This window comes from Empedobacter stercoris (genome assembly GCF_020281205.1).
Lineage (GTDB): Bacteria > Bacteroidota > Bacteroidia > Flavobacteriales > Weeksellaceae > Empedobacter > Empedobacter stercoris.
On record NZ_JACXZC010000033.1, the window covers coordinates 1 to 25,840 of the forward strand.

General features: G+C 31.7%; 30 protein-coding genes, 2 tRNA genes and 1 pseudogene. 24 read left to right on the plus strand and 9 right to left on the minus strand.

From position 1 onward, the window contains the following. Nucleotide 1: 1 nt before the first annotated feature. Together IF125_RS12675 and IF125_RS12680 are read right to left on the minus strand one after the other, a co-directional pair. Nucleotides 2-74, minus strand: a tRNA-Lys gene (locus tag IF125_RS12675). 100 nt (nt 75-174) lie between these two features. After that, nucleotides 175-247: transfer RNA gene (locus IF125_RS12680), tRNA-Lys, on the minus strand. A gap of 295 nt (nt 248-542) precedes the next feature. On the opposite strand from IF125_RS12680, the gene IF125_RS12685 reads away from it, so the two are divergent. Together IF125_RS12685 and IF125_RS12690 are read left to right on the plus strand one after the other, a co-directional pair. Beyond that, nucleotides 543-1,148, plus strand: a complete 606-nt coding sequence (locus tag IF125_RS12685; RefSeq protein ID WP_171622458.1) for a hypothetical protein — start codon at nt 543-545, stop codon at nt 1,146-1,148. 12 nt (nt 1,149-1,160) lie between these two features. Next, nucleotides 1,161-1,694 carry a shikimate kinase gene (locus IF125_RS12690; RefSeq protein WP_225542744.1) on the plus strand — a complete coding sequence of 178 codons (534 nt, stop codon included), beginning with the start codon at nt 1,161-1,163 and terminating at the stop codon, nt 1,692-1,694. Here IF125_RS12690 and IF125_RS12695 read toward each other — a convergent pair. Next, the gene (locus IF125_RS12695; protein ID WP_171622456.1) at nt 1,686-2,090 is read right to left on the minus strand and encodes an RNA-binding S4 domain-containing protein; all 405 of its coding nucleotides are present in this window, start codon (nt 2,088-2,090) and stop codon (nt 1,686-1,688) included. The two genes, IF125_RS12690 and IF125_RS12695, sit on opposite strands and share 9 nt — an antisense overlap. Before the next feature lie 67 nt (nt 2,091-2,157). Here IF125_RS12695 and IF125_RS12700 point away from each other — a divergent pair, with 67 nt between their 5' ends. After that, complete coding sequence (locus tag IF125_RS12700) at nt 2,158-2,925, plus strand: hypothetical protein (protein ID WP_225542745.1); 768 nt, start codon at nt 2,158-2,160, stop codon at nt 2,923-2,925. A 97-nt stretch (nt 2,926-3,022) separates the two neighbouring features. Continuing rightward, complete coding sequence (gene pncB / locus IF125_RS12705; protein ID WP_225542746.1) at nt 3,023-4,225, plus strand: nicotinate phosphoribosyltransferase; 1,203 nt, start codon at nt 3,023-3,025, stop codon at nt 4,223-4,225. Between the two features lie 66 nt (nt 4,226-4,291). On the opposite strand, the gene IF125_RS12710 is transcribed toward pncB, so the two are convergent. After that, nucleotides 4,292-5,596, minus strand: a complete 1,305-nt coding sequence (locus IF125_RS12710) for an aminopeptidase P family protein (RefSeq protein ID WP_171622453.1) — start codon at nt 5,594-5,596, stop codon at nt 4,292-4,294. Between the two features lie 326 nt (nt 5,597-5,922). On the opposite strand from IF125_RS12710, the gene rpsF reads away from it, so the two are divergent. The 3 genes and pseudogenes from rpsF to rplI form a co-directional block, all read left to right on the plus strand. After that, the gene (gene rpsF, locus IF125_RS12715) at nt 5,923-6,270 is read left to right on the plus strand and encodes a 30S ribosomal protein S6 (RefSeq protein ID WP_171622452.1); all 348 of its coding nucleotides are present in this window, start codon (nt 5,923-5,925) and stop codon (nt 6,268-6,270) included. Nucleotides 6,271-6,277: 7 nt separating this feature from the next. Next, nucleotides 6,278-6,580 carry a 30S ribosomal protein S18 gene (rpsR, locus tag IF125_RS12720; protein ID WP_171622451.1) on the plus strand — a complete coding sequence of 101 codons (303 nt, stop codon included), beginning with the start codon at nt 6,278-6,280 and terminating at the stop codon, nt 6,578-6,580. Nucleotides 6,581-6,601: 21 nt separating this feature from the next. Next, nucleotides 6,602-7,099, plus strand: a pseudogene (gene rplI, locus IF125_RS12725) (50S ribosomal protein L9); the annotation flags it as partial. 287 nt (nt 7,100-7,386) lie between these two features. Here rplI and aroC read toward each other — a convergent pair. Then, nucleotides 7,387-8,445, minus strand: coding sequence for a chorismate synthase (gene aroC, locus IF125_RS12730; protein WP_225542747.1), 1,059 nt, complete (start codon nt 8,443-8,445; stop codon nt 7,387-7,389). 21 nt (nt 8,446-8,466) lie between these two features. Next, nucleotides 8,467-9,540 (minus strand): 3-oxoacyl-ACP synthase III family protein, encoded by a 1,074-nt coding sequence (locus IF125_RS12735; protein WP_225540332.1) that lies wholly within the window; start codon nt 9,538-9,540, stop codon nt 8,467-8,469. Between the two features lie 123 nt (nt 9,541-9,663). Between IF125_RS12735 and IF125_RS12740 the strand changes: the two genes are divergently transcribed. From IF125_RS12740 to IF125_RS12760, 5 genes are all read left to right on the plus strand, one after another. Beyond that, nucleotides 9,664-10,227 carry a hypothetical protein gene (locus IF125_RS12740; protein WP_171622447.1) on the plus strand — a complete coding sequence of 188 codons (564 nt, stop codon included), beginning with the start codon at nt 9,664-9,666 and terminating at the stop codon, nt 10,225-10,227. 25 nt (nt 10,228-10,252) lie between these two features. Beyond that, nucleotides 10,253-10,993, plus strand: a complete 741-nt coding sequence (gene ubiE, locus IF125_RS12745) for a bifunctional demethylmenaquinone methyltransferase/2-methoxy-6-polyprenyl-1,4-benzoquinol methylase UbiE (RefSeq protein ID WP_225540333.1) — start codon at nt 10,253-10,255, stop codon at nt 10,991-10,993. Nucleotides 10,994-11,019: 26 nt separating this feature from the next. Further along, on the plus strand, nt 11,020-11,814 hold the full coding sequence (gene porT / locus IF125_RS12750) for a type IX secretion/gliding motility protein PorT/SprT (RefSeq protein ID WP_225542749.1): 795 nt from the start codon (nt 11,020-11,022) through the stop codon (nt 11,812-11,814). Between the two features lie 38 nt (nt 11,815-11,852). Further along, nucleotides 11,853-12,992, plus strand: coding sequence for an acyl-CoA dehydrogenase family protein (locus IF125_RS12755; protein ID WP_225542750.1), 1,140 nt, complete (start codon nt 11,853-11,855; stop codon nt 12,990-12,992). A gap of 122 nt (nt 12,993-13,114) precedes the next feature. Continuing rightward, nucleotides 13,115-13,975 carry a fumarylacetoacetate hydrolase family protein gene (locus tag IF125_RS12760; protein ID WP_171622443.1) on the plus strand — a complete coding sequence of 287 codons (861 nt, stop codon included), beginning with the start codon at nt 13,115-13,117 and terminating at the stop codon, nt 13,973-13,975. Between the two features lie 58 nt (nt 13,976-14,033). On the opposite strand, the gene IF125_RS12765 is transcribed toward IF125_RS12760, so the two are convergent. Continuing rightward, complete coding sequence (locus IF125_RS12765; protein WP_225542751.1) at nt 14,034-14,744, minus strand: T9SS type A sorting domain-containing protein; 711 nt, start codon at nt 14,742-14,744, stop codon at nt 14,034-14,036. A gap of 292 nt (nt 14,745-15,036) precedes the next feature. Between IF125_RS12765 and rplM the strand changes: the two genes are divergently transcribed. The 11 genes from rplM to IF125_RS12820 all read left to right on the plus strand — a co-directional run bounded on the left by rplM (nt 15,037) and on the right by IF125_RS12820 (nt 22,650). Then, nucleotides 15,037-15,492: a 50S ribosomal protein L13 gene (gene rplM / locus IF125_RS12770; RefSeq protein WP_171622441.1), complete on the plus strand. Its 456-nt coding sequence runs from the start codon at nt 15,037-15,039 to the stop codon at nt 15,490-15,492. Nucleotides 15,493-15,501: 9 nt separating this feature from the next. Continuing rightward, nucleotides 15,502-15,888, plus strand: a complete 387-nt coding sequence (gene rpsI / locus IF125_RS12775) for a 30S ribosomal protein S9 (RefSeq protein WP_171622440.1) — start codon at nt 15,502-15,504, stop codon at nt 15,886-15,888. 124 nt (nt 15,889-16,012) lie between these two features. Continuing rightward, nucleotides 16,013-16,759: a 30S ribosomal protein S2 gene (gene rpsB / locus IF125_RS12780; RefSeq protein WP_171622439.1), complete on the plus strand. Its 747-nt coding sequence runs from the start codon at nt 16,013-16,015 to the stop codon at nt 16,757-16,759. 115 nt (nt 16,760-16,874) lie between these two features. Continuing rightward, nucleotides 16,875-17,699, plus strand: a complete 825-nt coding sequence (tsf, locus tag IF125_RS12785; RefSeq protein ID WP_171622438.1) for a translation elongation factor Ts — start codon at nt 16,875-16,877, stop codon at nt 17,697-17,699. Between the two features lie 129 nt (nt 17,700-17,828). Beyond that, nucleotides 17,829-18,152, plus strand: a complete 324-nt coding sequence (locus IF125_RS12790; RefSeq protein ID WP_225542752.1) for a T9SS type A sorting domain-containing protein — start codon at nt 17,829-17,831, stop codon at nt 18,150-18,152. 177 nt (nt 18,153-18,329) lie between these two features. Next, a complete protein-coding gene (locus tag IF125_RS12795; RefSeq protein ID WP_225542753.1) occupies nt 18,330-18,845 on the plus strand; it encodes a hypothetical protein in 516 nt (171 codons plus the stop codon). A gap of 77 nt (nt 18,846-18,922) precedes the next feature. Continuing rightward, the gene (locus IF125_RS14365; RefSeq protein ID WP_225542760.1) at nt 18,923-19,057 is read left to right on the plus strand and encodes a helix-turn-helix domain-containing protein; all 135 of its coding nucleotides are present in this window, start codon (nt 18,923-18,925) and stop codon (nt 19,055-19,057) included. A 48-nt stretch (nt 19,058-19,105) separates the two neighbouring features. Then, complete coding sequence (locus IF125_RS12805) at nt 19,106-19,303, plus strand: hypothetical protein (protein ID WP_225542754.1); 198 nt, start codon at nt 19,106-19,108, stop codon at nt 19,301-19,303. 586 nt (nt 19,304-19,889) lie between these two features. Further along, entirely contained in the window at nt 19,890-20,573 is a 684-nt protein-coding gene (locus IF125_RS12810) for an imm11 family protein (RefSeq protein ID WP_225542755.1), read from the plus strand. 78 nt (nt 20,574-20,651) lie between these two features. Then, complete coding sequence (locus IF125_RS12815) at nt 20,652-21,206, plus strand: REP-associated tyrosine transposase (RefSeq protein ID WP_225542756.1); 555 nt, start codon at nt 20,652-20,654, stop codon at nt 21,204-21,206. 148 nt (nt 21,207-21,354) lie between these two features. Then, the gene (locus IF125_RS12820; RefSeq protein ID WP_225542757.1) at nt 21,355-22,650 is read left to right on the plus strand and encodes a DUF3748 domain-containing protein; all 1,296 of its coding nucleotides are present in this window, start codon (nt 21,355-21,357) and stop codon (nt 22,648-22,650) included. A gap of 177 nt (nt 22,651-22,827) precedes the next feature. Here the strand turns inward: IF125_RS12820 and IF125_RS12825 are convergent, their stop codons facing one another. Continuing rightward, nucleotides 22,828-24,336 (minus strand): carbon-nitrogen hydrolase family protein, encoded by a 1,509-nt coding sequence (locus tag IF125_RS12825; protein WP_225542758.1) that lies wholly within the window; start codon nt 24,334-24,336, stop codon nt 22,828-22,830. Nucleotides 24,337-24,441: 105 nt separating this feature from the next. On the opposite strand from IF125_RS12825, the gene IF125_RS12830 reads away from it, so the two are divergent. Continuing rightward, entirely contained in the window at nt 24,442-25,470 is a 1,029-nt protein-coding gene (locus IF125_RS12830; RefSeq protein ID WP_225539364.1) for a hypothetical protein, read from the plus strand. 48 nt (nt 25,471-25,518) lie between these two features. On the opposite strand, the gene IF125_RS12835 is transcribed toward IF125_RS12830, so the two are convergent. Beyond that, nucleotides 25,519-25,728 (minus strand): hypothetical protein, encoded by a 210-nt coding sequence (locus IF125_RS12835; RefSeq protein ID WP_225542759.1) that lies wholly within the window; start codon nt 25,726-25,728, stop codon nt 25,519-25,521. Between the last annotated feature and the right edge of the window lie 112 nt (nt 25,729-25,840).

A 25,840-nucleotide genomic window follows, 5' to 3' on the forward strand; every position in this document is an offset into this window, starting at 1 on the left:
GTGACCTGGCTGGGGCTCGAACCCAGGACCCCAACATTAAAAGTGTTGTGCTCTACCAACTGAGCTACCAGGTCTCCGTTTTTTCGGACTGCAAATATACGACTATATCTGAGTTTACAAAACGAAATGTATTTTTTATTTATTTCAGTAAAAAAAAAGAACATTTTGACTAAGTGACCTGGCTGGGGCTCGAACCCAGGACCCCAACATTAAAAGTGTTGTGCTCTACCAACTGAGCTACCAGGTCGATCTCTTAAATCGAGTGCAAATATAGGACGATTAATACTAATTTAACAAACGTTTTATAAAGTTTTTTACAATTTATTAATTAAACATTTCGATTTTAAGAACTTAAAATTTAATATTATTTTAGATTTTTTAAAAAAATGAAATTTCCATCATAGAAAAAGTAAAAAATATGAGATAGAAACATCATTTTTCATCTTGATAAATGATTTAATATTATATTTGTCCACCAACAAATCAAGATCTATGTTAACTGAATTGTATTCGGAAAAGCAATTAAAGATTGAAATTTTAGAATGAAAAAAAATATTATCTACATTATTTTTGCTTTGTTTTCAGTAATCTCGTGCAAAAAATCTGATAATCCAGAAGCAGATGTACCCGATTCTGAATATGCAAACAATTGTAATCAAGAAACAAAAGATGCACATTTAAGTAATTTTTCTTTAAAAGACTTAAAAAATTTAATAAAAGAACAACCACAAATCATCCATCAAAAATTAAACGATCGTTGTTTTAAGGTTTCTAAACTTGGAAAAAATTTATACATCCAAAATGTAGAACGATTGGATTCTTTGAAAATTAAAAATAATCCACAAGGAACAATGTTTTTGAATAAAATCACGGCTATTCAAATTTCGCAAGAAATAGTTTATAAATTAACCTATTCTTTTCCGATCAAATTTTTGAATCAATATCGTGCAGAAATCAAAAAGGATGCTCCAAAATCAAAATATCATCATTCTAATTCGATTGTTACAAATGAAGATTACGAGGTTACGTATAACGTAGAACGCTATGATGCAAGAAAATTAAAGAACACCTATTCTTATCAAATTGACACTTTTGATGGTTTTGCAAGATTAACCATCTATTATTCGGAAGATTTACCTGTAGATTAAAAAATATAACAAATGATTATTTCATTAATTGGCTATATGGGGAGCGGAAAATCGACTACCGGAAAAGATTTAGCCAAAGCACTTGGTTTCGAATTCATCGATTTGGATGATTTTATCGAACAAAAATATCGAACAAAAATAAGTGATATTTTTAAAAAAGAAGGCGAATTAGGTTTTCGTAAAAAAGAACGAGAAGCTTTGAAGGAAGTTTTAACAACCACTAACATTGTACTTTCTTTAGGCGGTGGAACTCCTGTTTATTATGATAATATGGAGGAGATTGTTAAAAATTCGATTTCGATATTTATGCGCGTTCAGTTGCATCAATTGGTGAAACGACTTGAAAACAGAAAAGAAACTCGTCCATTAATTGCTCATCTTTCAAATGAAGAAATGACAGAATTTATTGCCAAACATTTATTTGAACGCAATCAATATTACGAAAAAGCAAAATATACGATTAGCATTACGACCCAAAGTACATTAGAAATTTTGGACGAAATTATGAGTCAACTTAAAAAAGGAGAAGATTTAGAATTAATCTAAATCTTCTCCTTTTATGATGAATTCCTCTGCTCCTTCTTCTAAATAATCGTCCAAATCGCGGCGATCTTTTTTCGTTGGTCTACCTTCTCCTTTTTCGCGATAATAATCTTGCGAAAGTTTACGAAGTTCTAACACTTCATACTCTTCTTTTGGTGTTGTATCAACAATATGTAACGTCAGCAATTTTGCTCCAATTCTATTTTTTGGGACTTGTAAAACTTTAAATGACAAATTTATTTGGTCTTTTCTAACCTCTATTGCATCTCCTGCGACAATCTCTCTTGACGCTTTTGCTACAACTCCATTTACTTTCACACGATTCTTTTTTACTGCATCAGCGGCTAAAGATCTTGTTTTATAATACCTAACACTCCAAAGAAATTTATCTAATCTCATTTAAAACTTAATATTTAATAGGATAAACTAATATTTTTTCTAAATTCGCAATATAAATCGAAATAACATGATAAAGAAATTCTTCGTTACTTTAATTGCTTGTTCTGCTGTTTTAGTAGGATGTAATAATGATGATGATAACGGTGTAAGTAAAGAAACAAAGATTCCAGTTGAAGAACGTAATGCTTTAGATGATGAAGCGATTCAACAATATTTAGAAGATTTTTACTTCAACCCTAAAAATGGTAAACTTACAAAATTTGATACAATTATAGGGAACGATGATGATGCATATCCAGCTTTAAAAACACTTGCAAAACAAGATAACTTAGGTATTTGGTACGCTGAAAACCCAAATCATAAAGGAACTGGAGAAACCATAATTTCTAATGACAGTACTTCAATTTATTTAAATATTGTAACAAGTTCTTTTTTAGCAACTAATAGTACTGATTATAAAAGAAAATATGGATCTATTGGTACTGTATCCTATCCTTGGAACTCTATAAATATAGGTGACGGTTCAGCAATTCAAGACCCCTATTACTATTATTTCACACCAACTGAAATAGAAACTGAAAACGGCGTAAAAAGAGAACATTTAGAATTGAAAAATTTTGTAGAAGGTTTAAAACATTTCAAAACAACAGAACGTTCTGTGAACGATTTATATAACTTTCAAGGTGTGATTATTTTACCTTCAAGATTAGCGTATGGTAGAAATAAAGTTTACAGCGCTGGTTATGGTATTTCTGAAAACTTTGGTCAATACAGAGATATAAGTTATATCTTCAATTTTGAATTACCAAAAATCGAAAAAAGAACAAAAAAATAATCTTCTATTAATAAGATATTCTTTCAAAAACCATCCTCATTGATGGTTTTTTTTTATCTTTAATTTTTGAAAAATTGTTAAAATTTAAACCTAAGAAATGAGTATAATAAAATCCATTATAGACAATGACTTCTATAAATTCACCATGCAATTTGGGGTTACAAAATTGTATCCAGATGTAATGGCTCGTTATAAATTTATCAACCGAGGTGAACATGAATTTCCAGATGGTTTTGCAGAAGAATTACAAAATGAAATCAATGCAATGGCTTCGTTAGCACTTACAAAAGATGAAAAAGAATTCTTTTCTACAAATTGTCCCTATCTAAGCCCTGCTTATTTAGACTTTTTACAAGGATATCGTTATGATCCTGCAGAAGTTAAAATCTCTCAAAACGGATCAGATGTTGAAGTTCTTGTTGAAGGATATTGGTACCGAACAATTTTATGGGAAGTTCCTATTCTTTGTCTAATTAGTGAAATTTTTTACAAATTAACCAACGCTCAACGCATCTCAAACGGAGAAATAACAAAACGAACAAGCGATAAAGTCGATTTATACAATCGTCTTGGTGTGACAGTTGCAGAGTTCGGAACACGTCGTCGTCACAGTTACGAAGTACACGATATTGTCATGAAAGAGCTTACTAATCACAAAGGAAAAAGTTTTGTTGGAACATCTAACGTTCACTTTGCACACAAATATGGCGTAAAACCAATTGGAACACATGCGCACGAATGGTTTATGTTTCATGGTGCTCGTTACGGGTTCAAAATTGCCAATTCGATTAGTTTAGACCGCTGGGTGAAAGTATATTATGGTGATTTAGGAATTGCTTTAACTGACACCTATACTTCAGATATTTTCTTTGGACAATTTGACAAAAAATTATCGAAATTATTTGATGGTGTTCGTCACGACTCTGGAGATCCAATAGAATTTGGCGAAAAAACAATTGCTCACTATGAAAAAATGGGAATTAATCCATTATTCAAAACTATAATTTTCTCAGATGGATTAAATTCTGAAAAAGTAGAAGTAATTACAAAAGCATTTAAAGATCGTATCGGGTTATCATTTGGTATTGGTACAAATTTAACAAATGACACCAATCTTCGTCCAATGAATATCGTAATGAAATTAACAGAAATTTCTTCGATTGATATTAAATGGACTGGTGTTGTTAAACTTTCTGACGAAAAAAATAAACATACAGGAACACCTCGAATGATCGCTTTGGCCAAAGAAATGTTGGATTTAGATGACATCCCCTCACATGAGGCACCAGAAAATGATTAAAAATTAATATTACAATAAAAAAAGGAACTCAATTGAGTTCCTTTTTTTTATCTATTGAATCAAATATTATTTATTCATTAAATCTTCGATTTCTTCTGCTTCTAATGGAATATTCTGCATCAAATTGAACGGATTTCCTTCTTTTTGAATAACGTAATCATCTTCTAAACGAATTCCAAAACCTTCGGCAGGAATATAGAATCCTGGTTCGTTTGTAAATACCATACCCGCAACAAAATCATCAGTCAACAAACCATAATCATGCGTATCCAGTCCCATGTGGTGAGAAGTACCGTGCATCATATATTTTTTGTAAGCTGGCCAATTTGGGTCTTCGTTCTGAACATCAGCTTTATCTAATAAACCTAATCCTAACAATTCAGATGTATAAACTTTACCTAACTCTTCGTGATATTTGTACCAATTATTTCCAGCAACCAATAAGTTTTCTGCTTCCTTTTTACAACGTAAAACGGCATCATATACTTCTCTTTGGCGTTTTGTATATTTTCCATTAACTGGAATTGTACGCGACATATCAGATGAGTAATTTGCATATTCTGCTGCAACGTCAAACAAAATCAAATCACCATCTTTACATTCATGATTATTTTGAATATAATGCAAAACATTCGCATTATTACCAGACGCAATAATTGGTGTGTAAGCAAAACCTTTTGAACGATTACGAATAAATTCATGTACAAACTCTGCTTCTATTTCATATTCCCAAACACCTGGTTTTACAAAATTTAATACTCGGCGAAATCCTTTTTCTGTAATATCACATGCATGTTGAATCAATTGAATTTCTTCTTGTTCTTTAACCGAACGCAAACGTTGCAAAATAGGATTAGAGCGCAAATAAGTGTGCCCAGGATAGTCTGCTTGTAATTGCTTCACAAAACGATCTTCACGAGTTTCTACTTGCGGAGCTTCTGTCACACGGTAATGTTCATTTTTATTAACATAAACATTCTCTGCTTCAACCATTAATTTGCGTAAAACATTTGGTAAATCTTGTAGCCAAAGTACTGTTTTCACACCAGATACTTCTGTAGCTTGAGCTTTTGATAATTTTTCTCCTTCCCAAACAGCAATATGGTCATTTGTTTCACGAACAAATAATACTTCTCTATATTTTGGATCATAAGCATCAGGAAAAATCAATAAAACAGATTCTTCTTGATCTACGCCCGACAAATAAAATATATCACGGTGCTGTGCAAATGGTAAAGTAGAATCGGATGAGATGGGATAAATATCATTTGAATTGAAAATAGCAAGAGAATGAGGTTTCATTGCTTTTACAAATTTCGCTCTATTCTTTATGAATAATTCATTTGGAATGGGATTGTATTTTGTTGTCATAAAATTTTACATTAAATATTATGACCAAATTTAAGAAGATGTTTTCAGAAAAAAAAGGAAAACCCTCGTAGAAACGAGGGTTTTAACCTTAACCAACCTAAACCTATGAAAAAGCCATTAGCCTTTTATGTTGACAAATGTAAGTCTCTTTTTTTAATCTGCAAATTTTTTTTATTAAAAGTCAACATTTTTTTAACGCAAACATGATAATTGAATAATAATCAACAAATAAGAGGTTAATAAAAATTCATTAGTGATAATTAGAATATTATTTATATATTTGCACCTCGAATTTTAGTATAATAATAACTTAAAAGAAGTTAAAAATGACACATTACGAAACTGTTTTCATTTTGACTCCCGTTCTATCTGATTCTCAGGTAGAGGAAGCAGTTAATAAATTCAATGACTTTGTTACTGCTAACGGAGGAGAAATCGTAGCAAAAGAGAACTGGGGATTGAAAAAATTAGCATACCCAATTCAGAACAAAAGAAATGGATTCTACCACTTAGTAGAGTTTAAAACAGACAACAACGAATTAGTTTCTCAATTAGAAGTAGCTTACAAACGTGACGAACGTGTAATCCGTTTCTTAACTGTGAAATTAGACAAACACGGTGTTGAATGGGCTGAAAAACGTAGAACAAAATTAAAGTCTAACTCTAACAAGTAATTAAGCCATGGCAATTGACGATTTAGCAAAAAAAGCTGCAGGAGGTAACGAATCAGAAATCCGTTATTTATCTCCTTTAGATATCGAAACACAATCAAACAAGAAATATTGTCGTTTCAAAAAATTTGGAATCAAATACGTTGACTATAAAGACGCTGATTTCTTAATTCAATTCGTGAATGAGCAAGGTAAAATTTTACCTCGTCGTTACACAGGAACATCTTTAAAATACCAAAGAAAAGTTTCTAAAGCGATCAAAAGAGCTCGTCACTTAGCATTAATGCCATTCATTGGTGATCAATTAAAATAATAACCTAAATATTAAAATATCATGAACGTAATTTTAAGACAAGATGTAGAAGGTTTAGGTTTTGAATTTGAAGTTGTTTCAGTAAAACCTGGATACGCACGTAACTTCTTAATCCCTCGTGGATTAGCATCAGTTGCAACTCCAAAAAATGTACAAGCATTAAACGAAACTTTAGAAGCTCGTAAAGCAGAAGAAGCTTCATTAATTGCTTCAGCTAAAGAAAAAGCAGCTAAATTAGAAGGTTTAGTTGTTAAAATCGACGCTAAAGTTGGTTCTGGAGATAAATTATTTGGATCTATCAACAATGCTGACTTAGCAGAAGCTTTAGTAAAAGCTGGTGTTGAAATTGAAAAGAAAAATATCAAAATCCCAGGAAATACTATCAAACGTTTAGGAAAATACGAAGCAAAAGTTCGTTTCCATAGAGAGGTTGAAGTAGACTTTGGATTTGAAATTGTACCAGATGCTGCATCTATCAAAGCTGCTGAAGAAGCTGCTAAAACTAGAGCAGAATTAGCTAAATTAGATGCTCAAAAAGCAGCTAACGCTAATAAAGAAGAAGGTTCTTTCTTTAACTTCGATAACCCAATTTACGCTAACGACAAGAAAGCGAAAAAAGAGGAAGTGTCTGAAGAAGTTGCTACAGAAGAAGCTCCATCTACAGAAGAATAATTATTATTCAACTATACAAATAAGAAACCTCGCAAATTGCGAGGTTTTTTTATTTTTAAAATCATCAATTATAGACTTTCTTTTTGATTGGAATAAAAAAAATCCGTTCTTCTTAGAACGGATTTTATAGTATTCTATATATTTCTTGTTCGTTGAAGCAACGTCATATCAGCCAAAACCATTGCTGTTAAACTTTCTACAATTGGTACAGCTCTTGATACTACACATGGATCGTGACGACCTTTCCCGTGCATTTCGACCATTTCTCCATCTACATTTAGCGTAGTTTGTTCTTGCATTAATGTGGCAACAGGTTTGAAAGCAACTTTAAAATAAATATCCATTCCATTCGAAACTCCACCTTGTATTCCTCCAGAATAGTTCGTTTTAGTTGTACCGTCTTGGTTAAATTGATCATTCATATCAGAACCTTTCATTGAAGTTGAAGAAAAACCTTCTCCGTATTCAAAACCTTTTACAGCATTAATTGACATCATTGCTTGTCCTAATCGAGCATGTAATTTATCAAAAACTGGTTCTCCTAAACCAACTGGTACATTTTGAATCACACAAGTTACTTCTCCTCCAATAGTATCTCCTTCTTTGCGAATTTCTTTGATACGATCAATCATTTTTTCAGCCATTTCTAAATCAGGACAACGAACAGCTGTTTTCTCAATATTCGAAAAATCTAAAGCGGAATAATCATTATCTAATTTCAATTCACCTACTCCACTTACATACGCCGTAATATTAATTGCAGGAATAATGTGTTTTGCAACAGCACCACCTACAACCCAATTTGCCGTTTCACGTGCAGAGGTTCTTCCTCCTCCTCTATGATCACGAACACCATATTTGGTTTCGTAGGTATAATCGGCATGAGATGGTCTAAAAACTCCTTTGATATGATCGTAATCGTGAGATTTCTGGTTATCATTCGGAATAATAAAACCAATTGAAGCTCCGGTTGTTTTTCCTTCAAATATTCCTGAAAGAAATTGAACTGTATCAGGTTCTTTTCGTTGCGTTACAATAGCAGATTGTCCTGGTTTACGACGATCTAATTGCGCTTGAATCCAATCAAAATTTAATTCGATTCCACTCGGTACGCCATCAATAACACCTCCAATTGCTACACCATGACTTTCGCCAAAAGTTGATATTTTAAATAATCTTCCGAATGTATTCACGATAGTTACAGTTTTTTTATATTAATTTTCGAATTGATAAATCACTGCATTAATATTCATTGTAGCACCAACTGAGGCTAAAATAATTTTATCATTTGCATGAAATTGATGTGGAGCTAAATTACCTTTTTTGATTAAATCAAACATTGTTGGAACTGTTGCTACAGATGTGTTTCCTAAAAACTGAACCGTCATAGGATCTATATTTTCAGGAGCTGTTTTTCCAAAACTTTTATATAAACGTTCAATCATCGCATGATCCATTTTTGCATTTGCTTGGTGCAATAATATTTTATTGATATCATCAATATCAAGATTGGTATCAGCTAATAATTCTTTGATTGCTGGTGGAACATTTTTTAACACAAACTCGTAAACTTTACGACCTTTCATGTTTATATTTTTTACAGAACCTTTAAAGTTTGGATTTACCGAAACACCATTAGTAAGAAAAGCTAATTCGTCACCTGTAAAACTTAATGTTTCGTGATTAAGAATTCCATATTTATGATCAGCTTCTTTTGCTTCTAAAACCACTGCTCCTGCACCATCTGCAAAAATCATTGCCGAACGATCATGTGGATCCACTGCACGAGATAAAGTATCAGAACCAATCACCAATACTTTTTTCGCAATATTTGCTTGTATAAATTGATGACCTAAAATCAATGATTCTATCCAACCTGGGCAACCAAATGTCATGTCATAAGGCTTACACTTTAAATTATTAATCCCTAAGTTATGTTTTACTTTTGCCGAAATAGATGGCATTATATCGATTTGATGTCCTACAGGATCTATATCTCCAAAATTATGTCCAACGATAATATAGTCTAATTCTTCTGGATTAATCCCAGCATCTTCTATTGCTTGTTTAGCAGCAAATGTTGCGATATCAGAATTTAACAAATCGTCTTCAACATATCTTCTTTCTCTAATTTCTGTAATTTCCTCAAATTTACGTGTGATTTCTTCTCCCGTTTTATCTAAACGATTACCATTATCATCAAAAAATTCGTAATTAATAAAATGTTCGTTTGTAACAATTCTGTTTGGTAGGTAATGTCCAGAACCTGTAATTACAGAGTTTATCATATTAATATTGTTCAATTAAAATAAAAAAATAATACCGGCAAAGTTACACATTTCATTAAAATAGTAGATAAAAATATGTAATAACTCATAGCTAATTTAATAAAGTATAATTAATTTAGCAGCATGAAAAAAAATCCATCATTAGTTGGTCTATTAATAGTCTGTGCATTAGCAGGTTTGATTGTGATTGTCTACAATCTCTTTTTGAATAAAAAAGATGGTTATGTAATTGATAATCCATCGAACAAAACATTGACAATTAAAATTAACGATAAAGATTTCACTATTGCTCCACAACAAAATGCGCGTGTAGAACTAAAAAAAGGAAAAGCCCATATCGTTTATACTTTTGACAATAAGAACGTAGACACAGTTGTTGATATTACACGTGCAAATGGATTTATAAATCCAGCGCGTCAAGATTATTATACATTTACACGCCCTTATGGTGTCCGAAAAAATAAAGATTCAATCTTTTTATCAAACAATATTGCGATAGACGATAAAGTTTATCACGGAATTATCGAAAAATCTTCTCAATTATACATCGAAAACTTTTATTACAACATTGATCAAGATTATCCTAAAATGTTCATTAAAAGTGCGAGTAGCGAAAAAGCAACCGATTTATCGAAAATATTTAACAAAGAAGATTTTAAACAATTTTATTTCGAGAATTACGAATAAAATTTATATTTTATAACTTTACACAATGGCAAATCATCAACACGATAGCGTAACTCCTTACGATTCATCAGATTTAAATAAAAAGAAACAAGTCGAACAAATGTTCGATAACATTTCTCCTAAATATGACTTATTAAACCGCGTTTTATCAATGGGAATTGATATTCAGTGGAGAAAAGATGTCATCAAAATGGTAAAAGCTTCTCAACCACAAACGATTTTAGATATCGCAACAGGAACTGGAGATTTAGCGATAATGATGGGTAAAAATACCAACGCTAAAATTACGGGGTTAGACCTATCTAACGGAATGTTGGAAGTTGGTCGCAAAAAAGTAAAAGAAGCAGGTTTGGAAGAACGTATCGACATGGTACAAGGAGATTCTGAAAATTTACCTTTCTCTGACAACACTTTTGATTGTGTAACGGTTTCTTTTGGCGTACGTAACTTCGAGAATTTAGAAAAAGGTTTAGCCGAAATTAATCGTGTATTAAAACCAGGTGGAACATTTATTATTTTAGAATTTTCGTACCCTACAGCTTTCCCAATGAAACAATTGTATACATTTTATTCTAAAAATATTTTACCTGCTATTGGAAAAATGGTTTCGAAAGATCAAAGCGCATATACCTATTTACCAGATTCTGTTCGTGCTTTTCCTCATGGAGAAGAAATGAAAAATATTTTGAAAAGTGTAAAATTCACACAACCTATTGATAAAAAACTTACATTTGGTATTGCAAGCATTTATAAAAGTATAAAATAAAATTGCTTGTTATTCGTTGAAAGTCTATGAGAAAAAATCTAATCATCGCATTATCGTTAACTGCTGCAAGTATTGCAAATGCGCAGTTTCGCCCAAACAATGACAGAAGTGAAAACCGAACTGAAACTGATCAAAAAAAATTTAGTTTCGGATATTTTTTGGGTACAAATATGATGAATTACAAGATTGTTCCAAAAGCGCAAAAGAATCCTTTACCAGGAACTCCTGATAGTTCAGAAGATGACGGAGTAAATGAACACGGCTTAGTGTATTTGGACCAAGAAAGTAAAGCAGGTTTTTCTGTTGGATTAATCGCAAAAATGCGTATAAATGATTACATAGACGTAAAATCTGAACCTGGGTTACATTTTGCCCAAAGAACATTGTATTTTACAAATTATATTTTATCTGATCCTATTAATGGCTTCTACGACCCAGAAGATACAAACATAAAACGTGAAGTTAAATCTACTTATGTCGAAATACCTTTATTACTTAATTTTCATGGAGATCGTTGGTACAACACACGTCCTTATATACAAGGCGGTTTGGGATATTTAATGAATCTGCAATCCAACGAAAAGAAAGAAGATGATAATGCAACTGGAGTATTCAGAACAACAACGAATAACTTTAACTGGCAAGCAGAAATTGGAGTTGAAATCTATTTCAAACGATTTAAACTAACACCAGCTCTAAAAGGAATGTTCTTCTTTAACAATGAAATTGTACCTGATAAGGTTGGCACTGATCCATACTGGACAGGAAGTTTAAACTCAATCTCAACAAGAGCCTTCGTTTTTTCTCTAAAATTTGAATAAAAAATTATAAATAATAAAAACCATAAATAAATAATCACATGAATTTTCAATTATCGGAAGAACAATTAATGATTCAACAAGCTGCTCGCGATTTTGCAAAAGCTGAATTATTACCTGGAGTAATCGAACGCGACGAAACATCTACTTTTCCAACCGATGCTGTAAAAACAATGGGAGAACTTGGATTCTTAGGAATGATGGTTGACCCAAAATACGGAGGATCAGGTTTAGATAGCGTTTCTTACGTAATTGCAATGGAAGAAATCGCAAAAGTTGACGCTTCTGCAGCTGTTGTAATGTCAGTTAACAACTCGTTGGTTTGCGCTGGAATGGAGAAATATTGTTCTGAAGAACAAAAACAAAAATATTTAGTTCCATTAGCTTCTGGTCAAGTAATCGGAGCATTTTGTTTATCTGAGCCAGACGCTGGCTCTGATGCTACTTCTCAAAAAACTACTGCAGTAGATATGGGAGATTACTACTTGTTAAATGGAACAAAAAACTGGATTACAAATGGAGGAACTGCTTCTACATATTTAGTAATTGCTCAAACTGATCCAGAAAAAGGTCATAAAGGAATCAATGCTTTCATTGTAGAAAAAGGATGGGAAGGTTTCGAAATTGGACCAAAAGAACAAAAAATGGGTATTCGAGGATCTGATACACATTCATTATTCTTTAATGATGTAAAAGTTCCGAAAGAAAACAGAATTGGTGAAGATGGATTTGGTTTTGCATTCGCAATGAATGTATTGAATGGTGGTCGTATTGGTATCGCTTCTCAAGCATTAGGAATTGCACAAGGTGCTTACGAATTAGCATTAGATTATGCCAAAATCCGTAAAGCATTTAAAACAGAAATCATTAATCATCAAGCTGTAGCGTTCAAATTAGCTGATATGGCAACTAATATTACGGCTGCTCGTATGTTATGTTACAAAGCTGCTGCTGAAAAAGATGCCGGTCAAGATATATCAATTTCTGGTGCAATGGCAAAATTATTTGCTTCAAAAACGGCAAACGAAGTTGCTTCGGAAGCTGTACAAATTCACGGAGGAAATGGATATGTTCGCGAATACCATGTAGAACGCATGATGCGTGATGCGAAAATTACGCAGATTTACGAAGGAACATCAGAAATTCAAAAAATTGTAATTTCAAGAGGTATCGCTAAATAATTTAGACAAATAGACGTACTTTTATCCATACAAGACATCTGTTACTGACAGATGTCTTTTTTTAATTTAATCGAGCAAAATCTAATCGTTGTATCTTTGCAGCGGAAAAAATAGTAACAATAATGAAAATTTTTAGATTTGGACCAAAAGGTCAAGAAAAATCAGGTATTATAATCGATGATAAAAAGTTTGATGTTTCAGCATCTGGAATTATCTATGATGAAGACTTTTTTGGAAATATAGATAAACAAAAAACGTTAGAAAAATATATCGAGCTTAACATTAATAGCTTACCACTTGTTGAAGACGATGTTCGCATTGGTACTCCTTTGACTCGTCCTGGTAAAATTGTTTGTGTTGGACTTAATTTTGAAGATCACGTGAAAGAAACTGGTTTGCAACAACAAGCAGAACCGATTATGTTTATCAAAGCAAATCAATCTTTTAACGGACCAGAAGACGGAATTATGCAACCTAATGGTTCTACTAAAATGGACTGGGAAACGGAATTATGTCTAATTATTGGTAAAAAAGCTAACAATGTTTCGGAAGAAGAAGCTATGGATTATGTTTATGGCTATGCTTTGATCAACGATATTTCTGAACGCGCTTTCCAAACCGAACGTGGTGGAACTTGGGACAAAGGAAAAGGATGTGATACATTTGCGCCAGTTGGACCTTTTATAGCGACTAAAGATGAGATTGAAGATGTAAATAATTTACGTGTTTGGTTAAAATTGAATGGTGAAATCATGCAAGATGGAAATACAAGCGATTTTATTTACCGCATTCCCAAATTAATTTCTTACTTATCTCAATTCATGTCATTTATGCCTGGAGATATTATTTCTACTGGATCTCCTGCAGGATCTGGAATGGGAAAAACACCACAAATTTGGTTAAAACCAGGTGATGTCATCGAATATGGGATAGATGGTTTAGGCTCTACAACACAAAGTATTTTACCTTTTTCGAGAGATTAAAACGATTTAAACTAATCATATAAAACGTCTAAAACAAATTTGTTTTGGACGTTTTTATTTAATTCTTAATAATCTTAGTTTGTGAAATAATGTTGTCAACATCTTTAATATTTACCACATAATTTCCTTTTAATAAATCAGAAACATCAACTTCCTTTTTACTATTTAAATTTTCTTGTTTCACTAACCTTCCTTGCATATCATAAATTTCAATTGATAATTTTTTATAAGCTGTTGCATTCTTTACATAAAAAAAACGCTTAACAGGATTTGGCGACACAGTCACTGTATTTGCTTTCATCTCATTTATATTCAATTTCTCAGAAAAATAAATCGCTTTATCACCTTTAGAATTTATCATTCTTAATTTATAACCATTATTGTTCTCGTAAATTTGATAAGTATATGAAACGGTATTGGAATTAAAGTTTTCGCTAAAAAATCCAAAAAAATAATGATTTTCAAACTTATTATAGTGATTTTCCGTAATAGGATTACATTGAATCAAAGTTACAGAACCTTCATTAAAAAGAATCGTATCTTCGTCTTTAAAACTAATCTGAGAAACATACGTATTACAAATTTTACTATTAAATTCAGATTTAGAAAAAGAAGTCTCTCCTGTTTTAAAAGAATCTGTAGGTAATAAGTATTCTTCATTGTTAAGAACTACTTTCTCTAAAACCCAATTATATTCTAAAATTTCTGCTTTCTGTGCCTTTACATGAAAAGCAACAAAGAGAAAAATAAATATGGCTATTCTTTTCATTACATATTATTGTTAATTGAATTAAATTTATAAATAATTTTCAGTAATTCAAGCATTTACTTTATAAAAAAAATGGATTAATTGCAAAATTATTGTATCATTTAAAATAAAAAATATTGAAAATCCAATTAATTAACGTAATTTTGCAAACGTTTTGACAACCGTCTTAATGGTACAAATCAATCAAAGTGATGAATAAATCCTGATTTTTTTTTGGGAAAACAGAATCATTTTGTACATTTGCACCCCGATCGGATTGTCGGTAATTTATAAAATATTAAAAATCAAGATAGTGGACACGTTAAGTTACAAAACTTCATCAGCCAACAAAGAAACTGCTCAAAAGGAATGGGTAGTTGTGGACGCTACTGACTTATCATTAGGTCGTTTAGCGTCAGGTGTTGCGAAGCTTATCAGAGGTAAGCACAAAACAAACTTCACTCCTCATGCAGATTGTGGAGATTATGTTATTGTTTTAAACGCTGACAAAATTCAATTAACAGGTAACAAATGGGATGAGAAATTGTACATCCGTCACACAGGTTACCCAGGTGGACAAAGATCTTTAACTGCAAAAGAAGTATTTGCAAAAGATCCTGTACGCTTAATCGAAAAGTCAGTAAAAGGTATGTTACCTAAAAATAAATTAGGTAGTAAATTATTGACTAATTTACATGTATTTGTTGGTACAGAGCACAATCACGAAGCTCAACAACCAAAACAAATCGATATTAACGAATATTTATAATCTAATTCAATGGCAATAGTTCATAAAATCGGACGTAGAAAAACATCTGTTGCTCGTGTATATTTACAAGAAGGAAATGGAGAGATCTTCATTAACGGACGCGAGTTAGCAAACTACTTCCCTACAGCAGTATTACAATACAAAGTAGAGCAACCATTTTTAATCACTGGTACAACTGATAAATACAATGTAGATATCAAAGTTTTTGGTGGTGGAATCACTGGTCAAGCTGAATCAATTCGTTTAGCAATCTCTAGAGCTTTATGTGAAATTGACGCAGATTTTCGTTTACAATTAAAACCAGAAGGGTTATTAACACGTGACCCACGTATGGTTGAACGTAAAAAATTCGGTCAAAAGAAAGCGCGTAAGAAATTCCAATTCTCTAAACGTTAATTTATTCAATTCATTAAAAAATCCATTTTCCGTTGGTTTAGCATCTAAACAAATAAGGCGAGAAATTTTCGACCACTTATTTGTTGCTTGTTGAGATAACGGAACGTAAACTAAAAAAAAGAAAATGGCAAAAGTAAATGTAAAGGACTTATTAGGTGCTGGTGTGCACTTTGGTCACTTAACAAGAAAATGGAATCCGGCTATGGCTCCTTATATTTTTATGGAGAAAAACGGAATCCACATCATCGACCTTCACAAAACTGCAGTGAAATTAGATGAAGCATCTGAAGCGTTAGGAAAAATTGCAGCATCTGGACGTAAAGTTCTTTTTGTTGCAACTAAAAAACAAGCAAAAGATGTTGTAGCTAAGCATGCTGAAGAAATCAACATGCCTTATATTACAGAACGTTGGCCTGGTGGGATGTTAACTAACTTTGTTACTATCCGTAAAGCAGTTAAAAAAATGAATTCAATCGATCGTATGAAAAAAGACGGTACGTTTGAAACACTATCTAAAAAAGAAAGATTACAAGTTGATCGTCAAAGAGCATCTTTAGAAAAGAACTTAGGTTCTATTGCTGATATGACACGTTTACCATCTGCAGTTTTTGTTGTAGATATCGTACGTGAGCACATCGCAATCGCTGAAGCTCAAAAATTAGGTATTCCAATCTTTGCAATGGTTGATACAAATACTGACCCTCGTCAAGTAGATTTCCCAATCCCTGCAAATGATGATGCTTCTAAATCTATCGATATCATCTTAACTACAGTAGCTGATTCTATCAAAGCTGGTTTATCAACACGTAAAGCAGAAAAAGAAAAAGCAAAAGAAGGTAAAGAAGAAGGAGCTGAAACTAAAGAAGCTTAACATTAACTTGATGATCATTTCATCGATATAATATACCTTGTAGCTCCTATACCACTTTGTGGTGTATGAGCTACTTTTATTTAAAATATTAAGAAAACAAAATAAAAATATTACTATGAGCTACAAAGCAACAGCCGCAGAGGTAAGTAAATTAAGAAACGCAACTGGTGCGGGAATGATGGACTCTAAAAAAGCTTTAGAAGAAGCTGGTGGAGATTTTGATAAAGCTGTAGAAGTTTTACGTAAACAAGGACAAAAAGTAGCTGCTAAAAGAGCTGACCGCGATTCTTCAGAAGGTGCAGTTATTGCTAAAATTAACGCTGACCAAACTAAAGGTATTGTTATCGCATTAAACTGTGAGACTGACTTCGTTGCTAAAAATGATGCTTTCGTTGCTATGGCTAACGAAATCGCTGATTTAGCTTTAACAGTTAACTCTAAAGAAGAATTATTAGCTTTACCATACGCTGGAATTACAGTTGCTGAAAAATTAACTGAGCAAACAGGTGTTATTGGAGAGAAAATCGAAATCGGTACTTTCCAAGCAATCGAAGGTGCTATCGTTAATTCTTACATCCACGCTGGTAACAAAATTGGTGCTGTAGTTTCTTTATCTGCTAACGTAGATGGAGCTTCTGACGTTGCACGTGACGTTGCTATGCAAGTTGCAGCAATGAATCCAGTTGCTTTAGATGAAACACAAGTTGCTCAATCTGTAATCGATACTGAATTAGCTATCGCTAAAGAAACTTTGATTGCTGAAGGTAAACCAGAAAACATGATTGAAAATATTGCTCAAGGTAAATTACAAAAATTCTTCAAAGAGAATACTTTAGTTCACCAACCATCAATCAAAGACGGAAAAACTTCTGTTAAAGATGTTGTTAAAGCGGTTAACCCAGAATTAAAAGTAACAGGATACATCCGTTACAGCTTATAATAAATTTATAATTTTTTATTATATCTCTTAAAGTGATGCTAAATATAGCATCACTTTTTTATTTGGTATAAGTTTTGAAATGTTTGTTTTATAATAATTTATTTTTATATTTGTTAGGATTACAAGCATATGAAACACTTTATACTATTTATATCAATTTTATTATTCACTTTAGGAACAGCAACTGCGCAGTCTAAACTTGATCAAGATAAAAGCTCGTTTAGCATTTATCCTAATCCTGCTATTTCTACTGTAACAATAAAATTTGATCATCCGTCAAAGGCAAGCTCAGTGTCTATTTATTCAATCATTGGAAATGAAGTGATGAGTAAAAAATTAGATGGTAGCCAAAAAACAAACTTTAATGTACAAGGTTTGAAAAAAGGGAAATACATTGTTCGTGTTTTTAATCAAGATGGTTCAACAGAAACACAATCTTTAATTAAGAACTAATTCAATCAATTAAGAAAAAATCATCAAATATAATACTCCAAAAGCTATAGGCTTCTTGGAGTATTTTTTTTAACAAAAAGATTAAAAAAAAAAGTAAATTTAAATAAGGTAAACGAGATAAATTATCAAGCTTATTTTCATACGAATAAAAGTTAATCAAACTTAAATTTAAAAACAATGAAAAATATACTTTTTATACTTGCTTTAATAGTTGGAATTACTACACAAGCACAAGTTTCGACAACGAGAATCAATGATATTAAACTTGGAATGAAATTGTCTGAATTAGAAAAATTAACTGGACAAAAATTTAAGCTAAAATTAAATGAATATGGTTATCCTGATGGTGATTTAACAATTGTCTCTAAAGGGATAACGTACAAAGTTGGTTTAACTCAAAACGGTGAAAGCAATGGAGCTGATAATTTGACAATTTATATGATTAAATCATCTGATTCAAGCTTAAAAACCTTATCAGGAATAAAGATTGGTTCTACTTTGGATGAATTACTTTCCAAATATAAAAACCTAAACATCGAAATTTTTGATGGATACGATGAAAAAACAGAAAAAAGAACAAAGGCTTTTCGTTATTTTAATATAGAAGATTATCATAATGCCTCAATTTTACAATTCTATTTAGTGAATGATAAAGTTGTTTCTTTTGATGTAATGTACAATGAAGGTTGCTAAGATAATTTTCAAAAAAAATAATCGTTATTATGGAAGAAAGAAACAATTATGTCAAACGCACTCAGCGCGATTACAGTATGTCTTTTAAGTTGAACGTTGTAAAAGAAATCGAGTCTGGGGAACTCTCTATCACTGTTGCTTGTCGTAAATATGCCATCCAAGCCCGAAGCACAGTTGTAAGTTGGCTCAGAAAATTTGGTACCTTTGACTAGGAGAACCAATCCCCATCGAATATGCCAAAGTCACCACAACAAAAGATTATGGAGCTTGAAGCTCAAGTAAAACTTTTGCAAAAACAGAAGACCTTTCTTGAAAAACAGGCTTATGTGGCTGATAAAAAAGCTATTATTTTTGACATGATGATTAACCTTGCCGAAGAGGAATATCAAATTGATATACGAAAAAACTCACCCCCCGAACTATCCACTCTTTACGAAAGGAACAAAAAGAAACCATAAGTTTCTCCTATGAATTGTTCGGGGTGGACCGACAGGTTTATTATCGTCATTTAAAGCGAAGAGCAAAGCGGCAACAAAATGCACGGCAGGTTGTGGATTGGTTAGAAGAAGTGCGAATGGTTCATCCCAAAATAGGTGGAAAGAAGTTGTATTTTCTTTTGAAGGAGAAGCTTGAAGATTTAAGAATTGGCAGAGACAAATTCTATGATATCCTAAGGGCTAACTATTTGTTAATCATCCCTAAAAGATGTTATCCAAAAACTAAAATCTGTTCAACAATTTTTCTCTAAATTGCCTATTTATAAGGGTTTAACGATTGTTAAAGTTTCAATTTGAAGTACTCTAACACATTGAAATCCTTGATTTGTTGTACCTTAGAATCACGTTACATTCTTTTTCATGAACAAGTTACAAAAATATTTCACTTGTTTGCATTCGTTTAGAAGTCAGAAAAAACAAAACATTCACATCAATTTAAAGTAGGAAATCCGGCATTAGAAATATTAAGTAAATACAAAACAAAAACTCGAAAACGAAGTTTTGTTAGGGAATAAAGATGTCAATCAAATAATTAATTTTTAAAAAGATGAAATACTATAAAATATTAATAAAACGTAATTATGAAAAAAGATTAGCATCCAATGCTAATTTTATTAATAATTCTAAGGAATATATTTTTAAACAAATAAGTAATGGGGAAATTATATTGGATGCCCCAATATTTGATTATTTCTATTTAGAAAGTTTCGATGATGAGAAATATTGGGAATGGAATCTATTTGATGCTCATAAATTTATTGGCGAAGCTAGCAGAATGTTAGGTTCTTTATTGATTTCAGAAAGAACAAAGGAATTATTTGAATCTTTTAAAATATCAGAGCCTCATTTTTATTATCAAAGTAAAATTCTTTACCATGACGAAAAATTAACTTATTATATATTTCAGTTTACAGGTAAATATATTTATAAAGAATTAACTAAATATATTGATTTTTCGAAATCTATTTTTCGAAATCCAGTTGAAAACAACACACTCTCATTCATAGATATAGACGATTATATTCAAAAAAGTGATCAGATTTGTTATGAAAAAGATGCTTATTTAGAAAAGGAGAAAATAGTTTTGAATAATGATTTAGATTTTTTTCCAATGCAAAGTTTTTTCAAAGATAATCTAATCTCTGAAAGGCTGAAACAAGCTATAGAAGAAAATGGAATAACCGGATTTGAGTTTTCAGAGTTAGATTATGAAGTTATTGTTGAGAGATAACGATGTTAAAAACCCGATCGCGCGGATTTGCAATCCGTGCTACATAAGAAAGAAAGTTCATTGAAATAGAATAGTATCATGTCAACAAAATACAAAGCAACCGATAGTAGCAGTGCCTATTTTATAACCATAACAACAGTAGGTTGGGTAGATATTTTTACACGGCTAAATCAAAAAAATGTAATTATAGATGCCTTAAGATATTGTCAAAAGCATAAAGGTTTAGAAATCTATGCTTATGTTTTAATGCACAGTCATTTGCATTTGCTTTGTAAAAGTGTAGAATCGTTAACATTAGCAGAAATAATGCGAGATTTTAAAAAGTACACAAGTAAAAAAATAATAGAAACCATAATAAATGAACCTGAAAGCAGACGAGAATGGATGTTAAAATATTTTACCGAAGCTTGTGCACATTTAAAACGCCAGCAACAATATAAGGTTTGGCAAGATGGTTACCATGCAGAATCTGTTTATTCTAATTCATTTATAAAGGAGAAGATAAATTACATTCATCAAAATCCTGTAAAAGAGAAAGTGGTTGTAAATGCAGAAGATTATTATTTCAGTTCGGCACGTAATTATGCAGGTTTGGATAATGATTTGGAAGTTAAGGTAGTGTTTATGGGGTAGATATAGATGTATAGATAAGGTCACGGATTGCAAATCCGCGACATCGGGGATTTTTCTAATTAAACTATCGAAGGAAATAAATAAATTGACGTTTTTCTTTTGATTGAAGGTTGGAATAAAACCAAAAATCAATTTTAAATTTGCCGTTATGACAACTCCAATACATACAAATTCGCCAACTCAACTAACCTTTGATAATTTTGGACACACTTTGCATCATTTCCAAATCGAATCATTCGATGGTAAATATTTGGTTTATGATACTCGTAATGATGACACAAAAATTGGAGAAACTTCTTCTATTTTTTTATTCAATACCAAAACGTTAGAAAATCAGTTAATTTATAAGACCCAAAATCAAACACAGTTTGGACCTGGAGTTGGAGCGGTGTCATTTTCTCAAATCGAAAATAAAGTCATTTTCATCCATGGAATTCGCAATGCGAATCAAACAAATCCATATTCAGCTACAAGAAGAACTGCGATAGCAATCGATTTAGAATATCCGAATCAACCCATTTTTATGGATGCTCGCAACATTCAGCCCCCATTTACCAACGGAGCTTTGAGAGGTGGAACACATTCGCATTCGTGGAAAAAAGAAACGAATTGGATAAGTTTCACGTACAACGATTTTATTTTAGAACAAGAGTCAAAGCACAATCCTACCGTTAAAGATCAGCGCGTAGTTGGAATGATGTTTCCCAAAAAAGTAGAAGTTGATTTTGATGAAAATTTAGAGAATAATTCGGGCGAAATGTTTTCAATCATCGTTTCTAAAGTTGTTCCGTTTCCTACAAATGGAAGTGATGAAATTGAAAAAGCTTTTGATGAATGTTGGATAAATTCTTCTCATAACATTGCTTTTCAAGGATATGTAAGAGATAAAAATGGTGTTTTGAAAACTGAAATTTTTGTCGCAACTATTCCTGATAAAATTATTATTGACGAAACCGATAATTTATTAGGAACGACAACAACATTACCAGATGTTCCGAAGTGTATTTCGCAGAAAAGAATCACATTTACCAAAAAAGGAATTAGTAACTTTCGTCATTGGTTACGCTCTTCTCAAGACGGAAAAGTCATCTACTTTTTAATGGAAGATGAACATCAAACTACACAATTATTTGGCGTAAACTTGATTTCTAACGAGATTATTCAATATTCATTTTTAGAACAATCAATTGATTCTCCTTTCAATCTATCTGTTGATGGAAAATTAGCTGTTTTTTTTAGTGATCAAAAAATTATCATTTTAGATCTAACCGAAAAAAGATCGAGCGTACTTTATCAAAACAACACATTCAATCATCAGTTAACAGGAATCCCTCATTTTTCAAATAACCGAAAAAAAATCTATTTTAATCAATTTGTACCGAATAAATTCAAAAAAAAATATATTCAAATCTTCGAAATAGAATTAAATTATGATTATGATTAATGTTAAAATTCGAATTGTGATATTAAATGTTTTGTTTCTATAAAAATTTAGTTCTACATTTAGAATAGATTTTCAACCGAACCTAAAATCTATATCGTTAATTATTGTTCTTATTCAAGAGATAGTCACAAGAATAAGAACTAAAACAAAACCTCCATTTTGGAGGTTTTTTTTAGGTTATTTTATCAATTGCACTTGGTACAAATCTTTTCGTCTATCCTTCATTGTTTTTACTGTTCCATATTCATGCAACTCTTTCAAAAGGTACAAATCGACGTCAGCAACAAGAACCATTTCGGCATTTGGAGTCGCTTCTGCCTTCACTCCATTATTTGGAAATGAGAAGTCTGAAGGCGTAAAAACAGCCGATTGAGAATACTGAATATCCATATTGTTAACTCGTGGTAAATTCCCTACAGAACCTGCAATTGCAACATAACATTCATTTTCTATGGCACGAGCTTGCGCACAACTACGGACACGAGTATATCCATTTTGCGTATCTGTCATGAAAGGAACAAATAAAATTTCCATTCCTTGATCTGCCAAAATTCTGCTTAATTCAGGAAACTCGACATCGTAACAAATTAGTAATCCAACTTTACCACAATCCGTATCAAAAACTTTGATTTCATCACCACCATTTAACGCATAATACTTGAATTCGTTTGGTGTAATATGAATTTTACTGTACGAATCTAATTTACCCGAACGATGACAAAGAAAAGACGTGTTGTATAGTTTACCATCTTTTAGATGTGGCATCGAACCAGAAATAATATTGACATTATAGGTGATGGCAAATTCTTGAATTTTCTTTACAATATCATCTGTCATCGTTGCCAATTGATGCATCGCTTCGACTTCCTTCAAGTGATTGTAAGGACTCATCAACGGTGTATTGAAAAACTCTGGAAACATGATAAAATCCGAACCATAATCACTAACTGCATTTACAAAGAATTCGATTTGATCATAAAAATCCTGCAACCCATTAAACAAACGCATTTGCCATTGCACCAATCCAAGACGAATATTACGTTTGGTAGGTGAATTTGATGTTAATTCTGATTCATAATAGATATTATTCCATTCTAATAGCGTCGCATATTCTAACGATTCTTTATCGTCTTTCAGATAATTTTTCAAGATTTTTTTGACATTAAAATCATTGGAAATTTGGAAAGCCAACGTAGAATCATATATTTCTTTGCTTTTTACTTTCTCAATATATTGACGAGGTGTTAATTCTTTCGAATATTTATAATAATTTGGAATACGACCACCTGCGACAATCGACTTCAGGTTCATCTCTTCACACAATGCTTTTCGCTCATCATATAAGCGTCTACCTAAGCGAAGTTGACGATAATTTGGATGCACAAAAACCTCTATTCCATACAAAATATCACCTTCAGAATCGTGTTTCAAGAATTTCCCATTAGAAGTAATCGTATCGTAATCTGACTCAAGATTTGTTTTCTTAGAATTTACAATAATACTTAATGCAGAAGATACAACTTTGCCATCAACTTCAACACACAATTGTCCTTGTGGAAAAATAGCTAACAATTCTTTTATTTCTTCAACTGACCATGTTCCAAGTTGATTGTGATAAGCTTCTTTTGTTGAAATAGTCAAATCACTATAATCTTCAAGTGTCAAATTTCTGACTTGAATATTCATTTTATTAAGATTTTTATTTGGTCTTAAATTAACAAATAATAATCCAATTTACAATTATAAAAAAATAAATTTACGCTTACCTTCGTAAGGTAGATGATTTAGAAAATGAAAGATGTAAAAATAGCATTTAAAAAGCCCATTTATCCTATTTGCGAAGAGTTGAATCATTATTTAGAAAAATATCATCGCACAACTAAAGCGAGTATAGAATATGATGATTTGATGCGTTTTTCAGGCTGTGTTGCTTTGGAAGATAAAGAAGGAAATGACACCCATTGGTTGGGTGTTTATTATACCGATTCGGAGCATCAAGAAATACAAGATAGTTTGAATAGAATTTACACCTACTTGCACTCGGATGGTGATGAAGAGTCGTTACCTTATCTCGTTGTTGATTCTATTGATTATTGTACATTCGGAAATTCGAAACCATTCCGAATTCGTGTGAGAAATATTCTGAATGATAATTATACCAATTTCTATATTAAACAAGCAGATGCTTCGCGTATTTATGGTTTAGAATTAGAAGATATTTTGTCTCCGCACCGAATTAATTTTTTGGTGTATAAGAACACGCTTATTGAGGAACATATTTTAGGAATACCAGGCGATGTTTTCATTAAAAATGATTTGGATAAATGTAACGATTTAGAAAAAAATCAGATTGCGAAGGAATTTGTAAAATTTAATGAACGTTGTTTTATTGGTCTTTTAGGCGATATGCGTTCGTATAACTATGTGGTAATTCCGATCCATGATTTTGATCAAGTGATTTACAGAATTCGACCAATCGATTTTGATCAACAATGTTATGAAGGAAATCTAAAAATATATCGTCCACAATATTTTAAAGAGAATCGAATAATGGTTGATTTAGTCAATGATCGTTTAAAACCTAATTCTATCGATCAATATCGAAAAGAAGTAAAATCATTGATCACGAAAAGAATTTCAAACAGCTCAAAGCGTTTTCGAGATTTAATGAAAATCATAAAAAAAGACACGATTTCTAAAGATGAAAATATAGAACAATTACGAAAAGGTTTCGCAAAGTTTTACAAAGACCAATCGTATGAAGATTGTAAGACTATGGGCGAAATTTTGCATAAAGCTATCATTAACAGTTTGGAATAAAAACAATAAAAGCTTCTCAAAATTGAGAAGCTTTCTTTTTTATAGAAATTAGTTTTTTAATAACTGCTTTCTGAAACGTAAAGCAACCAATCCTGCCCCTATTACCAATAATGGTAAATAATCATCGATTGGTGTTGGATCTGGATCTGCACTAGGATAATTTGGATCATCTGTATCATCAGCTTTTTGAGTAGTGTTATTACTTTCAAAAAAACGAATTCCACCTTTTTCAGTGTTTGCAAAAGTCACAGTAGACATCAAACAAAATAATAAGGTTATTTTTTTTATATTTTTTGTCCCGTCCTGAAATAGCGACACAAAAAAAATAATCGTTATTATGGAAGAAAGAAACAATTATGTCAAACGCACT

Excerpts from the sequence above, each read along its gene's own strand:
- IF125_RS12690 (WP_225542744.1), top strand. The coding sequence starts at position 1,161 with ATGATTATTTCATTAATTGGCTATATGGGGAGCGGAAAATCGACTACC.
- IF125_RS12710 (WP_171622453.1), bottom strand. The coding sequence starts at position 5,596 with ATGACAACAAAATACAATCCCATTCCAAATGAATTATTCATAAAGAAT.
- IF125_RS12755 (WP_225542750.1), top strand. The coding sequence starts at position 11,853 with ATGAATTTTCAATTATCGGAAGAACAATTAATGATTCAACAAGCTGCT.
- IF125_RS12765 (WP_225542751.1), bottom strand. The coding sequence starts at position 14,744 with ATGAAAAGAATAGCCATATTTATTTTTCTCTTTGTTGCTTTTCATGTA.
- IF125_RS12830 (WP_225539364.1), top strand. The coding sequence starts at position 24,442 with ATGAAAGATGTAAAAATAGCATTTAAAAAGCCCATTTATCCTATTTGC.
- rpsR (WP_171622451.1), top strand. The coding sequence starts at position 6,278 with ATGGCAATTGACGATTTAGCAAAAAAAGCTGCAGGAGGTAACGAATCA.
- porT (WP_225542749.1), top strand. The coding sequence starts at position 11,020 with ATGAGAAAAAATCTAATCATCGCATTATCGTTAACTGCTGCAAGTATT.
- IF125_RS12740 (WP_171622447.1), top strand. The coding sequence starts at position 9,664 with ATGAAAAAAAATCCATCATTAGTTGGTCTATTAATAGTCTGTGCATTA.
- IF125_RS12805 (WP_225542754.1), top strand. The coding sequence starts at position 19,106 with ATGGAGCTTGAAGCTCAAGTAAAACTTTTGCAAAAACAGAAGACCTTT.
- rpsB (WP_171622439.1), top strand. The coding sequence starts at position 16,013 with ATGGCAAAAGTAAATGTAAAGGACTTATTAGGTGCTGGTGTGCACTTT.
- IF125_RS12695 (WP_171622456.1), bottom strand. The coding sequence starts at position 2,090 with ATGAGATTAGATAAATTTCTTTGGAGTGTTAGGTATTATAAAACAAGA.
- IF125_RS12685 (WP_171622458.1), top strand. The coding sequence starts at position 543 with ATGAAAAAAAATATTATCTACATTATTTTTGCTTTGTTTTCAGTAATC.
- IF125_RS12810 (WP_225542755.1), top strand. The coding sequence starts at position 19,890 with ATGAAATACTATAAAATATTAATAAAACGTAATTATGAAAAAAGATTA.
- IF125_RS12815 (WP_225542756.1), top strand. The coding sequence starts at position 20,652 with ATGTCAACAAAATACAAAGCAACCGATAGTAGCAGTGCCTATTTTATA.
- IF125_RS12825 (WP_225542758.1), bottom strand. The coding sequence starts at position 24,336 with ATGAATATTCAAGTCAGAAATTTGACACTTGAAGATTATAGTGATTTG.
- IF125_RS12700 (WP_225542745.1), top strand. The coding sequence starts at position 2,158 with ATGATAAAGAAATTCTTCGTTACTTTAATTGCTTGTTCTGCTGTTTTA.
- IF125_RS12835 (WP_225542759.1), bottom strand. The coding sequence starts at position 25,728 with ATGTCTACTGTGACTTTTGCAAACACTGAAAAAGGTGGAATTCGTTTT.
- rpsF (WP_171622452.1), top strand. The coding sequence starts at position 5,923 with ATGACACATTACGAAACTGTTTTCATTTTGACTCCCGTTCTATCTGAT.
- rpsI (WP_171622440.1), top strand. The coding sequence starts at position 15,502 with ATGGCAATAGTTCATAAAATCGGACGTAGAAAAACATCTGTTGCTCGT.
- IF125_RS12795 (WP_225542753.1), top strand. The coding sequence starts at position 18,330 with ATGAAAAATATACTTTTTATACTTGCTTTAATAGTTGGAATTACTACA.
- ubiE (WP_225540333.1), top strand. The coding sequence starts at position 10,253 with ATGGCAAATCATCAACACGATAGCGTAACTCCTTACGATTCATCAGAT.
- IF125_RS12820 (WP_225542757.1), top strand. The coding sequence starts at position 21,355 with ATGACAACTCCAATACATACAAATTCGCCAACTCAACTAACCTTTGAT.
- IF125_RS12735 (WP_225540332.1), bottom strand. The coding sequence starts at position 9,540 with ATGATAAACTCTGTAATTACAGGTTCTGGACATTACCTACCAAACAGA.
- IF125_RS12760 (WP_171622443.1), top strand. The coding sequence starts at position 13,115 with ATGAAAATTTTTAGATTTGGACCAAAAGGTCAAGAAAAATCAGGTATT.
- tsf (WP_171622438.1), top strand. The coding sequence starts at position 16,875 with ATGAGCTACAAAGCAACAGCCGCAGAGGTAAGTAAATTAAGAAACGCA.
- IF125_RS12790 (WP_225542752.1), top strand. The coding sequence starts at position 17,829 with ATGAAACACTTTATACTATTTATATCAATTTTATTATTCACTTTAGGA.
- pncB (WP_225542746.1), top strand. The coding sequence starts at position 3,023 with ATGAGTATAATAAAATCCATTATAGACAATGACTTCTATAAATTCACC.
- IF125_RS14365 (WP_225542760.1), top strand. The coding sequence starts at position 18,923 with ATGTCTTTTAAGTTGAACGTTGTAAAAGAAATCGAGTCTGGGGAACTC.